Annotated in this window: 11 protein-coding genes and 1 pseudogene; 9 read left to right on the top strand and 3 right to left on the bottom strand. The window is 60.4% G+C overall.

The window, feature by feature from the left end; genetic code table 11:
* Positions 1-22: 22 nt before the first annotated feature.
* From LHFGNBLO_RS06020 to LHFGNBLO_RS06005, 4 genes are all read left to right on the top strand, one after another.
* A complete protein-coding gene (locus tag LHFGNBLO_RS06020) occupies positions 23-1,102 on the top strand; it encodes a glycosyltransferase (RefSeq protein ID WP_258605144.1) in 1,080 nt (359 codons plus the stop codon).
* 263 nt (positions 1,103-1,365) lie between these two features.
* Positions 1,366-2,625: a glycosyltransferase gene (locus LHFGNBLO_RS06015; RefSeq protein WP_258605142.1), complete on the top strand. Its 1,260-nt coding sequence runs from the start codon at positions 1,366-1,368 to the stop codon at positions 2,623-2,625.
* 282 nt (positions 2,626-2,907) lie between these two features.
* Positions 2,908-4,077, top strand: coding sequence for a glycosyltransferase (locus tag LHFGNBLO_RS06010; RefSeq protein WP_319944212.1), 1,170 nt, complete (start codon positions 2,908-2,910; stop codon positions 4,075-4,077).
* On the top strand, positions 4,074-5,540 hold the full coding sequence (locus LHFGNBLO_RS06005; RefSeq protein WP_258605140.1) for a lipopolysaccharide biosynthesis protein: 1,467 nt from the start codon (positions 4,074-4,076) through the stop codon (positions 5,538-5,540). The genes LHFGNBLO_RS06010 and LHFGNBLO_RS06005 overlap by 4 nt, the downstream gene beginning before the upstream one ends.
* A gap of 225 nt (positions 5,541-5,765) precedes the next feature.
* On the opposite strand, the pseudogene LHFGNBLO_RS06000 reads toward LHFGNBLO_RS06005, so the two are convergent.
* The 3 genes and pseudogenes from LHFGNBLO_RS06000 to LHFGNBLO_RS05990 form a co-directional block, all read right to left on the bottom strand.
* A pseudogene (locus LHFGNBLO_RS06000) lies at positions 5,766-6,818 on the bottom strand (polysaccharide pyruvyl transferase family protein); the annotation flags it as partial.
* 357 nt (positions 6,819-7,175) lie between these two features.
* Positions 7,176-7,970 carry a family 16 glycosylhydrolase gene (locus LHFGNBLO_RS05995; RefSeq protein WP_258605139.1) on the bottom strand — a complete coding sequence of 265 codons (795 nt, stop codon included), beginning with the start codon at positions 7,968-7,970 and terminating at the stop codon, positions 7,176-7,178.
* A gap of 176 nt (positions 7,971-8,146) precedes the next feature.
* Positions 8,147-9,478: a glycosyltransferase family 4 protein gene (locus LHFGNBLO_RS05990; protein ID WP_258605137.1), complete on the bottom strand. Its 1,332-nt coding sequence runs from the start codon at positions 9,476-9,478 to the stop codon at positions 8,147-8,149.
* A 457-nt stretch (positions 9,479-9,935) separates the two neighbouring features.
* Here LHFGNBLO_RS05990 and LHFGNBLO_RS05985 point away from each other — a divergent pair, with 457 nt between their 5' ends.
* The 5 genes from LHFGNBLO_RS05985 to galU all read left to right on the top strand — a co-directional run bounded on the left by LHFGNBLO_RS05985 (position 9,936) and on the right by galU (position 14,965).
* Entirely contained in the window at positions 9,936-11,108 is a 1,173-nt protein-coding gene (locus LHFGNBLO_RS05985; RefSeq protein ID WP_258605136.1) for a glycosyl transferase family 1, read from the top strand.
* 13 nt (positions 11,109-11,121) lie between these two features.
* On the top strand, positions 11,122-12,102 hold the full coding sequence (locus LHFGNBLO_RS05980; protein WP_413774666.1) for a glycosyltransferase family 2 protein: 981 nt from the start codon (positions 11,122-11,124) through the stop codon (positions 12,100-12,102).
* Positions 12,102-13,052 carry a glycosyltransferase gene (locus LHFGNBLO_RS05975; RefSeq protein ID WP_258605134.1) on the top strand — a complete coding sequence of 317 codons (951 nt, stop codon included), beginning with the start codon at positions 12,102-12,104 and terminating at the stop codon, positions 13,050-13,052. The genes LHFGNBLO_RS05980 and LHFGNBLO_RS05975 overlap by 1 nt, the downstream gene beginning before the upstream one ends.
* Positions 13,042-13,992 (top strand): glycosyltransferase family 2 protein, encoded by a 951-nt coding sequence (locus tag LHFGNBLO_RS05970; RefSeq protein ID WP_258605132.1) that lies wholly within the window; start codon positions 13,042-13,044, stop codon positions 13,990-13,992. Before LHFGNBLO_RS05975 ends, LHFGNBLO_RS05970 begins: the two co-directional genes overlap by 11 nt.
* A gap of 76 nt (positions 13,993-14,068) precedes the next feature.
* Positions 14,069-14,965 carry a UTP--glucose-1-phosphate uridylyltransferase GalU gene (galU, locus tag LHFGNBLO_RS05965; RefSeq protein ID WP_258605130.1) on the top strand — a complete coding sequence of 299 codons (897 nt, stop codon included), beginning with the start codon at positions 14,069-14,071 and terminating at the stop codon, positions 14,963-14,965.
* The last annotated feature ends 133 nt before the right edge of the window (positions 14,966-15,098 follow it).

Below are 15,098 nucleotides of genomic sequence, written 5' to 3'. Positions count from 1 at the left end.
GGCGCAACAAGGAGCCAAGTCCATGAAAGTTCTGTTTGCGGGAGGTAACGGCTACACGCCGGAGTTCAGTGGTGGCGTTCAGTCGAGCACACACCATCTGGTCGAACAGTTGCGTGAGAACGGTCACGAAGCCTCCGTTCTGGCAGCGCTGTTCGGCGAGGGCATGTTCGGCTTCAAAGCGCGCGCCAAGATGAAGCTCCTTCGTCAGCGCGCGGTCATTGACAATTTTCCGGGCTATCCGGTGGTGCGGGCGTGGTTTCCCTGGGAAGCGGCCGGCTTCGCGGTCGAAAGGATGAATCCAGATGTCGCGGTCGTGCAGTGCCACAAGTCGGTGCCGATTGGCAGAGAGCTGCAGGCGCTGGGCGTGCCGCTGGTTGTCTATCTGCGGAATGTCGAATTCCACGAACTGGCCGGTGACCTGCGCGAGCTTCATTCGGCGGTCTACATCGCCAACTCCGATTTCACCGCGCGCACCTACAAGGAAAAGTTCGACATCGACTCAACCGTGATCCCGCCGACCATCAATCCGGCGTCCTACAGCACGCTGACGACCGGTGAATTTGTCACGATGATCAATCCCTATGAGGAAAAGGGGTTCGATCTTGCAGTACGCATCGCCGCGGCGTGCTCCGAAATCCCCTTCCTGCTCGTCGAAAGCTGGAAGCTTGACGACGATCATCGGGCCCGGATCATGGAAACGATCGCGCCGTTTAAGAATATCACGCTGGAGAGCCGTACCAACGACATGAAGACTGTCTACGGCCGCACCAAAATCCTGCTTGCCCCCAGCAAGTGGGAAGAGGCTTGGGGCCGGGTGGCGTCGGAAGCGCATTGCAGCGGTATTCCGGTCGTTGGATCGCGGCGCGGCGGCTTGCCGGAAGCGATTGGTGATGGTGGCGTCGTGCTCGACTACGACGCGCCGCTCGCCGATTGGGTCGCAGCGGTCAGGCGATTGTGGAGCGACGAGGCCGAGTACAAGCGGCTGTCGGCGGCGGCACTTCAGTTTTCGGAGCGGTGGCAAATGAACCCAGACCGTCAGTTTGCAACGTTCCTTGACGTTCTCGACAACGCCAGGCGTGGCGGCCTGGAGCGTGCCGCCTAGCTTTCTGCGCGCAAGCGAATGTCCGGCCCTGACCTTGGCGCCTCGGCGGCAGCAGTTGCACAAGGCTGCATGAGCCCCTGAGCGCTCCGTGGCAACTGCCCGGGTGATCCTGGCCGAATCGTCTCGATGGATTGCTGCAACGCAATATTTTTGTGGCAATGCAGCATTCGGCGTGTATATTCTGCCCGTCTACATTAGAACTTGTGCCGAAGCGGACCGCTTGGGGGTCTGGGCCAAGTTCCAACCTTTGGGGCGGGCGGGCTATGCGCGTGGGCTTTGTGGTGGGCGAATTCCCTCTCCTTTCGGAAACCTTCGTCGTGGACCAGATGGCTGGGCTGCTGGCGCGGGGCTTCGACGTGGAGGTCGTGTGCGACAAGACGAAAGGTGACGACCGAATCGACCGGCAAACGGAGCCGATGGCGACGCTGCTCGCCAAAACCCAACATTGGTGGAGATGGGCCGCTGGAATCAGCGAATTTGTGCGGCGGCTGCCGCCGCGCCTGCGATACAAGGCTTCGACCGCTCTTGATATGGTTTTTGCACGCCGCCTGAACCGCTGTGACGTGATTGTCGCTCACTTCGGACAGAACGGGGAAAGAGCGGCCGCGCTGAAGAAATGGAAGGCCCTCAAACCACCTGTTATAACCATCTTCCACGGCGCAGACGTCGCGATCCCGTCCCGGCAGGCTGTGCTTGCAACGCAATATGCTGGACTGATCAAGCAGGGCACCTTGAACCTGCCGGTCAACGACTTCTTCCGCAGGCTGCTTCTGGAAGCCGGTGCGTCTCCGGCGAGCACCACGGTTCACCACATGGGCATTGATTCCCGCGAAATCAGCTATCGCTGGGAATCGTGGGAAGGCACCCAGCTGATCGTGACAACGGTTTGCCGCCTGGTGGAGAAGAAGGGCGTCGAGTTCGCCTTGCGCGCCCTGGCCGCCCTGACGGCGTCCCATCCGCAGATAGACTGGCGCTACGACATTATCGGCGACGGTCCACTACGGATGGATTTGGAGAAGCTGGCCGTAGAGCTGGGCTTGACGGGTCGCGTGACATTCCTTGGCAGTCTGCCCCACATGGAGGTGAAAAGACGGCTTCGCATGGCGCATCTCTTTTTGCTGCCAAGTATCACCGCCACTAACGGGGACATGGAAGGCATTCCGGTCGCGCTCATGGAGGCCATGGCCGCCGGGTTGATTGCGGTCAGCACATATCACTCGGGGATCCCCGAACTCATCGAGGACCAGGAGACAGGGTTGCTTGCGCCCGAGCGAGACGTTTCAGCGCTCGCCGGCAAGCTTGCCTGGGTGGCCGAACACCCGAAGGAATGCGAGCGTATAGCGCTTGCCGCACGCCGCAAGGTCGAGGAAGACTTCAACGCCGATGTTCTGAATGAACGTTTTGCGCAGATCGTTGCCCAACTGGCCGCGCCAGCCTCCGCACATGAACCCGCCAAGCATATCGGCATGGCCGAGGTCCTGGCGGATCCTTCAACTACCGGCGGACTGCTCCTCAGCGATTAGTCAGCAGATACGCCAAATTGCCGGAAATCTTGCTACACTGCACCAAAAATGTTGCAGTGCAGCAAGACCTGTACTAACGTCCCTGCGGGTGGGCCAACAGCGGTAGAGTTTCATGCTGCATGTCTTGTGCCTCGGGCACGATGTTTCCGGCCCGGCCGTCGTCGCACCGACTCCCAGCGCGGTCGACCTGCAGCCATTGCGCAAGGTTTCCGTGCCTCTTGTCCGCCCCAATGAGGGACGGTTCGGAACGGGCTGCTTGATCGGTACGAGCGCATCCTGCCGATGAAGATTTGCTTCGTAGTCGACAAGTTCCCCTCATTGTCCGAAACTTTCGTTCTCGACCAGATAGCTGGGTGCCTTGAGCGCGGCATGGAGGTCGGCGTCGTCTGCAACGAGACGTCCTTCGGCAAGGACAGCAACATCGACGATTCGCGCTGGCAGTCGCTGCCTGGAAAGGTCGTATGCTGGTGGGGTGGCCTCGGGCGCTATCGCCCGCTGCTCAGGAAGTGGTCCGGCAGGTTCTGGGATAAACTCTCGACGGCCATCGACATCGCTCATGCGCGAAAATTGCAGAACGCCGACCTGATCGTCGCCCATTTTGGCAACAACGGCATGCGCGTGGCCCGCGCCATCAAGCGAGGCAGGATTTCCGCACCCCTTATGACGATATTTCACGGCCGTGATGTCGGCGAGCCGCTGCATGACAATACGCTCGCGCGCTACAAAATTGTATTCGAAAAGGGCGCTCTTCAATTGCCGGTGAATGCGTTTTTCCGCGATGCCTTGATCGAGGTTGGTGCACCGCCGGCGCAGGTTCTGGTTCACCATATGGGCGTGCGGCCGAGTGAGATCGACTTTCGGTGGCGTTCATGGGAGCAGGCCACGCTTTCTTTCATCTCGGTCTGCCGCCTGACCGAAAAGAAGGGCATCGAGTATGCGCTCCGCGCGCTCGCCGGCCTGCCGCAGCGCAACTGGGTCTATTCGGTGATCGGCGGCGGAGAACTTCTGGAGGAGCTGAAGGGGACCGCCGCAGATCTCGGCATCGCCGACAGAGTAACTTTTCTCGGGGCCCGTCCGCACAGCGAAGTGAAGCAGCGTCTGCGCGACGCCCATGTGTTCCTGCTGCCCAGCGTCGCCGCGCGCGATGGTGATCTGGAGGGCATTCCGGTTTCACTGATGGAGGCGATGGCCGCCGGCCTGACAGTGGTCAGCACATATCACTCGGGGATTCCCGAACTGATCGAGGATAACAAGACAGGTTTTCTCGCGCCCGAGCGAGACATTGCAGCGCTGACCAGCAAACTTGCCTGGATCGCCGAGAATCCGAAGCCCTGCGAGCAGATCGCCCTCGCCGCGCGCAAGAAGATCGAGGCAGACTTCAACGCGGATGTGCTGAACGAGCGTTTCGCACAGATCGCCACGCAGCTTGGCGAAACGAGGTTCGGTTCATGAACGCCAATCCGCCAACCCCCCAGTTCGGTCGTGTCGCCCTTCGTGGCGGGCTGGTAACGATCGGTGCGCAGGGCTTCAAGATGGCGATCCAGTTTCTCTCTGTCATCGTGCTCGCCCGTCTGCTCGTTCCCGAGGATTTCGGCCTGGTGGCTTCCGTCGGGCCCATCGTGGCCTTCGTTGGATTGCTTCAAAACCTGGGCCTCCAGCAGGCTGTGGTTCAGCGCAAGGACATCAGCAACCAGCAGCTCAACCAGGTGTTCTGGATCAGTGCGCTCGTCGGGCTGGGCAGTGCCGTGGTGGTGGCCGGCCTAGCGCCTGCCATCGCCGCGTTCTACGGCGATCAGCGCATGTCCGGCATTACCCTTGGCTCCGCCTTGCCGCTGCTTCTTGGCAGTCTTGCCGCAGTGCCGCTGGCGTTGATGAATCGCCACCTGCAATTCGGCCAGCTCGCATTGAACGATGTGATAAGTGCCGCCGCCGGACTTCTGGCCGCTGCGGTCGCGGCCTATGCGGGGCTTGGCTACTGGTCGCTGGTCATCGGCCCAGCTGTTTCCGCCGTTGTCGCATTGGCGGCCGCCTGGCGGGTGGCGCGATGGACGCCGCTACGGCCGGATTTGAAAGTCGATGCCGACATATTGTCGTTCGGCGCCAATCTGACGGGCTTCAACCTTGCCAACTTCTTCTCGCGCAATCTCGACAACATTCTCATCGGAAAATATTCCGGCGCGATCGAGCTCGGCTATTACGACCGTGCCTACAAGCTCCTGCTGTTCCCACTGCAGAACATCAACCAGCCGCTGACGCGCGTGATGATGCCGCTGCTCAGCCGCATCCATGAAGACAAGGCTCGATTTCGCGACATCTATGTGCGGACCAACTGGATGCTGGCTGCCATTACCATGCCCGGCATCGCGGCGCTGACGCTGACCTCCGATCAGGTGGTGGGACTTCTCTTCGGCCAGGGTTGGGCGTCAGTAGCACCGATTTTCGCCTGGCTGGGCATCGCCAGCCTGATCCAGTCCGTCTCAAGCACGACAGGGTGGATATTCATCTGTCAGGGCAAGACGAAGACCATGTTCCATTGGGGCATCTATTCGTCGCTGACGACTGTCGCCGCCTTCATCGTCGGCTTGCACTGGGGTGCCGTCGGCGTTGCCGCGGCCTATGCCATCAGCGGTTACGTGCTGCGCGTTCCCGTGCTTGCCGTACTGGTCCATCGCGTCGGTCCGGTCACTGCCGCCGACTTCCTGGTCATGCAGGGGCTTTTCATTGCTTCGGCCTTGCTCGCCTGGCTCGCATATTTGTGGTTGCCGGCGTCGCTGACCGGCCAGTCAGACCTGCTCGCGGTGTTTCTGGCGGTTGCCCTCAATTACGGGATCGGTCTCATCCTCATGCTTGCCGTCCCCCAGTCGCGCCGCGCCTTGTTCACCACCCTGTCCAATGCCGCGCGCAACATCCGCTGAACGACCGTCGATCAGCGGCGCCAGCAGGTTTGTGGCCGACATTGCCGAAGCATGCTCCTCGAGCACTGCCTGAAGGCTGGTCTGGCGATAGAGGTTGAGGTTTCCTGCAAATCTGCCGAGCTTTTCGCTCGCTTCCTCAGGCGTCACTGTGTCGATGTCGAGCAGCACGTCGGCGACACCAATCCGCTTGGCCACTTCTTTGGTCTTGAACTCATAGGCGATTGGCAGCACCGGCGTGCCGACACAAAGCGACATGATCATCATGTGCATACGCGTGGCGACCACGAAGTCGAACCCTTTCACCAGCGCCATCAACTGATCCGGCGTGTGAAACGCAGCGTCCACGGTCACATGCTTGGCGATCTCCGGATCGAGTTCGGCGACGATCGCCCGTGCGGTCTTGGAATCGTCATGGGCATATTCCGGCACACCCTGGCACGTGGAGACGAAGGTCACCTCCTTGCCGTGGTCCCTGACAAGAATCGTCGCGATCTCGCGGATCGAATCGAGATAGCGGCGCATGCCGCCTTCACCGTCGCTGACATAGTTCCAGTGGCGGACGGAAATGGCGACACGGCCCGTCGGTGCCGGCGGCTGGCTGGAGGCCAGAAATTTTCCGATCCTGTCGGTATCAGCCAGGGCAAAGACGGCATCGGCCACCACGTGGCACTTGCCGAGATCCTTCACCAGATCCTGGATATGGTTTCGGGATCGTTCGTCACGAAGCAGGATGAGCGGGCTGCGGTCAAAGATCGGGCTCAATTCCTGGCGGTTGTAACTTCTGTTGAACGGGCCGAGGGATTGCGTGAAGAAGACCGGATCCCTGCCAAGCACGGCATCGAGCCGGAACTGATTGAGGCGTCTTTCGAGATTGTAGTTCTCGACGAGATAGGTTCCGCCTGTCGTGACCACGAGGTCGGCGCCAGAGTAGATATCGAGGCTGCGACGATCGCTCGCGCTGAAAAACGTGCCAAGCGCGCTACTGGCGCCAAACCAACGCAGAGCCTGAAGGACAATCTTGTTGTAGATCGGCTTGAGCAGGTTCTTCAGCCCGCGCCCGTTCGGGTATTTGAATATGGACTCTGACAGCAGCTTGTGAAATTCGAGGTCCGGATACGCCTTCTTGGAATAGAGCCTCGCCGCGACCTCGGGCTGGCTGTCGAAGATGAAGAACTGCAGGTCCTTCCCGGCGACTGCCTTGAGGATGTGCCGGATCGCCAGGAGAATCGCTGCATCCCCTGTGTTCAGGCAGACTGTGTTTTCGACCACGATCTTCATGGAGTTACCTCATTTCGTCAGCAGATTCCGCGGCTAGGCCAGCGGCCTCAAGGCGGGCATGGTGACCGAAAATGCTGCACGCCAGGACGATCCCGATGCGCTCCGTGTCACGATTTAGGGCGCCGCACCGGGCTGGTGGCCAACGCATGGCCTGAGTGGCGCTCAAGCCACGACGAGATTAACGCATCAGTTTTGCAGTGCAACAAAAACCTACTGTACAGCACCAAAAATGTTGCGATGCAGCAAAGGTGGCTTTGAACCCAGGCGGCAGTTGTCAACCTCTTCTCGACGCTAGACAGCTCATTGCCGCGGCGTTCGCCGCCAAGCATGGCCTAGAGAGCTTGGATTGTTACACACTCACTGGCCAACATCAGTCCGCCTGTAGCCATGAATCGTCATGACCAATTTTTCCGAAGGCGCCATCGGCTGCCATTTGCCTGCCCAGCGCGTGTCCATCACCGCGCCTGCCGCAACCCATAGATCAAAGTAGGGCTTCATCGGCTTGTTCGGAAAGGCGCCGCCAGCGGTGTCAGCCGGCGTAACGACAGCAGCTTCCTTGCCGTCAATGAAGAAGACAACGCGTTTCCCGGCCTCATATTCTATGCCCATGCGGTATCGTTTGCCCGAGAGATCGCCGAGCAGGATCCATTTTACCCAAACGCTCTTGTGCTCATTGTTGACATTTGCCCAAACAGTGAGCTGCAGCCCTTTTGTGCCCACGATCTCAAAATCGATCTCCTCGTGGGCGTCTTTGTTGAACGTCCAAAGTGGAGCTGCAATAAGCCCTGGCTTCATCGTCGGGAGCGTAACGTCCACCTCCCATTTTGCCGATGAAAAATCCGATTTGCCGCCGGATATGACCTCAGCGGACGCTTTCTCGCTGACGGTTAGCTGAAGCGCGCCGTCGACGATCTTGACGTTCGCAGCCTTCCAGTCATAGCCCCCGAGCTTGGGCTCGCTCCACTGCGACGGTACGAAAGGATTATTATACTTCCAAAGTTGCAGCTTGACCGCCGACCAATCAGGAAGCGTGTCGAGGACAGGTTTCGCGTCTCCTGCGACGACGCTCTCCGCCGCGGCGCGCCTTGCAACCAATTGCATAGCTGCCGGAGCAGCCAGCAGAGCCCAGAGCTTTCTGCGGGTGAAATTCATGGGTCAATCTCCAATGGCAGCTTCTGACTTGTCGCTGGATCGTGAGGGTCGTTCATATGGCGAGAGCCATGGTCGCCCTATACAGTCAAATCGGCGGCATGATGTCCCGGTCCGAGAACGAGCAGGTCAAGCTCTGCCAATCAGTCGGCCAATCCATTGGCAAAGGGGCCGGGTTCTCAACCTCCTGTGGGGCGTGGCTGCACTGGTGGCCGGCTGCTCACGCTGCCAAGGCTGCCGGGAAGTCGCGGCGCTGCCGGGATGACTACCGGCATGTCGCGACGCGGTCGGGGTACTTTCCGCCCGGCTGGCTCAAGCGGCAATGCTTGGGGAGACGAAACATCAAGGGTCGGATCGAGTTGCGCCGGCTCCTTCGTCCTCTCCAGTGCCACGCGGTCGTAGAGCCCATCAAGGAATGCGCCCGCGGACTCCGCGGCGAACATCGTTTCCGCCGTCCTGCGGGCTTCGCGCCGGAGCGGCGCCATCAGCTTCGGTTGCCCGATATACGTCTTCAACCGTTCGATGGTCAGACTGGCGAGGCGCTCGACTTCATCGCGGAAATACTGGGCATAGTTCGCGTCGCCGCGAAAGTCGTATCCCGGGTTCCACCAGTCGCCGACCTCGTCGAGTCTCACGGGCAATGAAATCCCGTTGACGCCATCCTCCAGGAACTCTGGCAGGGCGCAGACGCTGGTCCCAAGAACCGGCGTATGTTCCGACATCGATTCCAGCGCCGAGTATCCGAATGTGTCACCGAACGTTGCCAGGATGCCGAAATGCGAATTGCGCAACAATTGCCGCACCGAATGGTTTGGCAATGCGCCGTGATGCTGGACATTCTTCAATTCGAGCAGCCTGATATAGGGGTCGAAGAACCCGGTAGTTGTCGGATCTGTCCATATGTGGCCGCCAACCTGCAGGTTCGAAACGATATTCACCCGGATCGGCAAATTCTGCTCTATCGCCTTTTCCGCGATCTTGACCGCAACGCACCCGCCCTTGCGGCCAAAATGGGCGCCGACGAATGTCAGCACAAGTTCCTCCGCAGTGTCCTCGGACATCGCATCGTCCACGGCCGGCACCACGATGTTCGGATGGCGGACCATCAGCTTCGCCGTGAGAAGGCTCAACTGCGGATTGTCGGCGTGCTGGGCCAGAAAACATCTGCGGGCAAAATGCGACAAGGCAACAATGCGGCGACAGCCGGAGTTCGTAATTCGCGACGCCAGATAGCGCGCCATCAGCCCGTCTTTGCGAAGGGCGAATTGACGCGGCAAATGGGATTCGAAGGTGATGATGAACTTCGAGGAATTAACCGGTATCCGGTTGAATGCATGCACCATGTCGACCGACAGGGCAGGTTCGATCAAGGTCACACCGTCAAGCTTGGGTGAGACCAGGTTGAGCGGCAGAAATCGCTTGCGCAGGATCGTATGTCTGGATGTTCGCGGTGTAACGAAACTGGTCGGATACCTGTCGTGATAGACGGCAATACGAAGAGATTTGCCCATGCCTCACCCACCCGTATTCAACAGTGGGATAGGGGATCTTCGCCGCCGGTTCTATTGATGTAGAGTCGGCATGATCCTGCAATGCCACACTGCAACCAAATGCAAGCGCGGATCCCTAAGCCCAATTCTTAGACCCAACTTCCCTGTCACGATTTAAAAACTATTTTTTGCTGCAGTGCAATAGAATATTAGCGATTGGTTAACCATGATCTCCATCGCCGGAGATTCTATGGAAGCCGGCTTTGATTCGGCCGAAGGCGCCGTTTCGCTACCACGAGCTCGAAATTATCGGTGTCACACCTTGCGCTGCCACGTTTGCGCACCGAATTTCGGGTCGCGCAATATTTGTGCAGTGCGGCGAAAATGGCTAAATTTGCTACACTGCACCAAAAATGTTGCGATGCAGCAAGAGCTGTACTACCTTGCCCATGGGTGGGCCAACAGCGGTCGAATTTTAATGCTGCATGTCTTGTACCTTGTGCACGATGTTTCCGACCCGGCCGTGCGCCGGCGGATCATAATGCTCAGGGCGGGTGGCGCCCGGGTCACGCTGGCCGGCTTCCGCCGGACCACAAGCCCGATCGCCGATGTCGAGGGCTTGAAGCCGATCGACCTTGGCGCGACGCGCGACGGTCGATTCGGCCAGCGTCTGGCAGCAGTCGCCAAGGCGGCGGTCTCGATCGGCTCGAAGCTTGCAACAATGCAAAGGCCGGATCTCATTATCGCCCGCAATCTGGAAATGCTGGCGCTTGCCCGCCGTGCCAAGTCTGCTTTCCAGGCAACCATCCCGATCGTCTATGAATGCCTCGACATTCATCGTCTGGTGCTTCGAAACGACACTCTGGGCAAGGCCATGCGCGGGGCGGAGCGTTATCTGGCCAGGGATGTAAAGCTCCTTGTGACCAGCTCTCCGGCCTTCATCGCCAACTATTTCAAGCCCTTTGGACAGGTTGCCGCGCCGGTGGAGCTGATCGAAAACAAATATTTCGAAACCGCGCCGGTGCCAGCGGATGATCGATTGAAGGTAGAAAATCCGGTTGCCCCGCCTTGGCGGATCGGCTGGTTCGGCGCGCTGCGCTGCCGCCGCTCCCTGGAGCTGCTGGCCGAATTCACCCGCCGGGCCGAGGGACGATTCGAGATCATCCTCAGGGGCCGCCCGGCACTGTCCGAATTTCCGGATTTTCACGCTTTCGTCGAATCCGAGCCCTGGCTCTCATTTCGGGGTCCCTACCGCAATCCGGAGGATATGGCGGCGATCTACCGGGAGGTTCATTTCTCCTGGGCGATCGATTTCTTCGAGGCAGGCCAGAACTCCGAGTGGCTGCTTCCCAACCGCCTCTATGAAGGCTGCCGCTTCGGCGCCGTGCCGATCTCAATGGGCAACACCGAGACCGGGCGGTTCCTCAACCAGCAGGACATCGGCATCCTTTTGACGCAGGCCACGCCCGAGGCGCTCGAAGCAGCACTTGGCAAGATGGGAGAGGAACGTTTCGGCAAATTGAAGGCGCGTGTCCTGGCCCGCAACCCGCGGACATGGAGCTACGATCGCAGCGACTGCCGGGCGTTCGTCGACAAACTCCGCAGTCTGGCCGCCGTGCCTGGCTCTTTTGCGGCCGAGGCGTTGGCATAGGATGGCGAAGACAATGCCCCCATCGAGCCTGATCGTCATCCCGTGCCTGAACGAGGCAGCGCATATCGGTGCGTTGCTCGAGCAGCTTCGGCCTGCGGCCGAAAGGCTCGGTGCCCGCATCGTCGTTGCCGATGGCGGCAGCACCGACGGCACCTTGACCATCGTCGAGCAGATTGCCGCGAAAGATCCGCAGATCGTCCTTCTCCACAATGCAAAGCGCATCCAGAGCGCGGCGATCAATCTCGCCGTCGCCACTTTCGGGGATAGTGCGGAATATCTCATCCGCATCGATGCGCATGGCGGCTATCCCGCGGACTATTGCGATCGGCTGGTCGAGGAGGCGCTGGCCACCGGCGCCGATTCGGTCGTCGTCTCGATGCTGACCAGCGGCAGCGGCGCGGTGCAGAAGGCGGTTGCGGCGGCGCAGAACTCCAAGCTCGGCACCGGCGGCTCCAAGCACCGGCACCTTTCGGCTGGAGAATGGATCGACCACGGCCATCATGCGCTGATGCGAATATCGGCCTTCACAGCGGTGGGAGGCTATGACGAGACGTTCAGCCACAACGAGGACGCCGAGCTCGACTATCGGCTGCGCCAGGCCGGTTACCGGATCTGGATGAGCGGCAAGACGCAGATGGTCTACTATCCGCGTTCCTCGCTGAAGGGCCTCTACTTCCAATATCTCGGCTATGGCCGTGGCCGCGCAAAAAACGTTCTCAAGCACCGCATGATACCGAAAGTCCGGCAGATGATACCGCTGCTGGTGTTTCCGGTCGTTCTTCTCGCCGCGCTTTCCTTCGTCCACTGGGTGGCGGCCATACCGCTCCTGGTATGGGCGTCGGTCTGCCTCGGCTATGGCCTGTGGACTGCCGTCAGCCAGCGCAATCCCGACGCAGCACTTGCCGGGATTTCAGCAATGGTCATGCATTTCGGCTGGTCCGTGGGCTTCTGGCTGCAACTGCTCGGCCCACGATCGCAGCGCGGGGTAGCGTGATGGCTGCTGCGGAAAAAAATCGCAGCATCGACATCTGCGTCTGCACGTTCCGGCGGCCGGAACTTGCCGACACGCTTCGCTCGATAGCCGCTCTTGCCATGCCTTCGGGGTTCGATATCGGCGTCATTGTCGCCGACAATGACGATACGCCGACTGCCCAAAAGCTGGTGACGACGCTGGCGCAGGAGCTGAAGCTGCCGATCCGCTACCGGCACGCCCCGGCGCGCAACATCTCGATCGCCCGCAACGCTTGCCTCGACGCCAGCACATCGGATTTTGCCGCTTTCATCGATGACGACGAAACGGCGTCGCCCCAATGGCTTGCCGAACTGGTTGCCACGGCCGAAGCGAGCGGTGCGGCGGCCGTACTCGGGCCGGTGCGGGCGCTGTATGGAGCCGATGCGCCGGACTGGATGCGCAAAGGCGATTTCCATTCGACCTTGCCCGTCTGGGTGCATGGCGAGATTCGTACCGGCTACACCTGCAACGTCCTGCTCAGAATGGGCGACGACAGCCTTCGCGGCCGGCGCTTCAGCCTGGCGCGGGGCCAGACCGGCGGCGAGGATACCGAATTCTTCGACCACATGGTCAAGGCCGGAGGCTGCATCGCCTTTGCGCCGGAGGCCTGGGTCGACGAGGTGGTGCCGCGCGCCAGGGCTGCGTTCGACTGGCTGCGCCGCCGCCGCTTCCGTTTCGGTCAGACGCATGGTCACCTGCTCGGGAACAACGCTAGTGGCGTCCGGCGAGCCAAGGAGGTCGGCCTTGCTTCGGCAAAGGCGGCTTACTGTTTCGCCTCGGCGATCGTCACTGCCGTCAGCCCGGTTCGCAGAAACCGCAGCGTGCTTCGCGGCATCATGCATGTCGGCGTCGTCAGCGGCCTCGTCGGTATCAGCGAAATTCGTCAATACGGCCTGGCCTCGCCGCAGCAAGGGGGCAAACGTGCAGCCTGACGTCACCTTTGTCATCGCCGCCTACAACGCCGAGGCGACGCTCGACCGGGCGATCGCAAGCGCCATCGCCCAGAAGGGTGTCACCGTCGAAATCATCGTCGTCGACGACAAGTCGCGCGATCTGACGCTCGACGTGGCACGGTCCTATCCCGAAGACGTCGTGCGGGTGGTCGCCCTTCCCGCAAATCGTGGTCCCGGCGGCGCCAGGAATGCCGGCCTCGACCTTGCCAAAGGCAGGTGGGTCGCGGTTCTCGATTCCGACGATGCCGTCTATCCCGATCGGATTTCCGCCATGATCGCGCGTGCCGAGAAGGCTGGCGCTGAGATCGCCGTCGACAACCTCCAGGTCGTGCGTGAAGACGGTGTCCTCGAAGACGCCATGTTTCCCACCGAATATCTGGAGGGCTTGAGGGAAATCTCGCTGGCCGACTACATCGCCGGCAACGTGGTTTTCGCATCCAAGTTCAACCTCGGCTATCTCAAGCCGATCTTCCAGCGCCGGTTCCTGAACGAAAACGGGCTTCGCTATGATGAAAATTTGATCATCGGCGAAGATTACATCTTGCTGGCCGACGCACTGGCCAAGGGCGGCAAATGCGTGGTCGAACCGACGACCGGCTATGTCTATCATATCCGCACCGGCTCCATTTCCCGCGTGCTTGAGCTTCACCACATCGAGGCGATGCGCAAGGCCGACGCCGCCTTCGCCGAAACCCATTCCATGGACGCGGAGGCGCAAGCCGCATTCGCCAGGCGCAGCCGAAGCCTGCGCACGGCGGCATCGTTCCTGTCGCTGGTCCATCACATCAAGGCGCGGTCACCGCTCAAGGCGATCCGGACGGCGCTCAGTGATCCGGCAGCTGTCAGGCATATGAGCATGCCGATCGCTGTCCGGCTGCGAAGGGTTGCGGCACAATTCGCCGTGGGCATGGGGAGGTGAAGAGTGCAGGCAGGTGAAAGAATGGTTTTTCATAGCCGGCGATAGTTGAAATCGATCTCCTCAGAAGGAATACGCGATGCAGAAAGTCAGGAAGGCAGTCATACCGGTGGCGGGGCTTGGAACACGGTTCCTGCCGGCGACCAAATCAATGCCGAAGGAAATGCTGCCGGTCGTCGACAGGCCGGTCGTCCAGTATGCGGTGGACGAAGCGTTCGAAGCCGGCATCGAGCACATCGTGTTCGTCACCGGTCGCAACAAGGCTGTCATCGAGGACTATTTCGACCTGCACCCTGAACTGATTGGAACTCTGGAACAAACCGGCAAGAAAGCGCAGCTCCAGGCGCTTGAAAGCCTGCTTCCGGTGGCCGGCGCCACCAGCTTCATCCGGCAGCAGTCGCCGCAAGGTCTCGGCCATGCCGTATGGTGCGCGCGCGAAGTCATCGGCAACGAGCCCTTCGCCTTGCTGCTCCCCGATATGGTGTCTTTTGGCGGGCGCGGCTGCCTCGCCGAAACAGTGGATCTCTACCAGCAGACCGGCGGAAACGTCATCGCCGTCGAGCGCTGCGAGCCGAACGAGACCAGCAAATACGGCATCGTCGGTTGTGGCGCCGATGTCGGCACAGGCTTCGAAGTGACGGCGATGGTCGAAAAGCCGGCACCAGCCAACGCGCCGTCGAACTACTACATCAATGGCCGCTACATCCTGCAGCCCGAGATCTTCTCGCTGCTGGCCAACCAGCAACGCGGCGCCGGCAACGAAATCCAGCTCACCGACGCCATGGTCCGCCTGTCGCAGAGCCAGGCTTTCTTTGCCCAGCCTTTCAACGGCCGCATGTTCGACTGCGGTTCGAAGGAAGGGTTCATCGAGGCCAACATCGCATTTGCACTGGCGCGCAACGACATGAAGGGCCCCATTTTCGAAATGCTTCAGGAGTTCGTGCGTTCGCATGAACGCCAGGATGAAGCCGCATAATGCCCACTTTTTGGGTGCATAGCGTGTCGACGCTACACATGTTGCCGCACTTCGCCGGTGCCTATCTGGCATGAAGTTTGCGTTGCATGCTTTGCCCCGATCTTCGAGGTCTCGGAGCAGATGCCCATCTTGC

This window comes from Mesorhizobium sp. AR10 (assembly GCF_024746795.1).
Lineage (GTDB): Bacteria > Pseudomonadota > Alphaproteobacteria > Rhizobiales > Rhizobiaceae > Mesorhizobium.
Note: the sequence above shows the minus strand (reverse complement) of the source record. Positions and strands in the feature narration are given on the sequence as shown.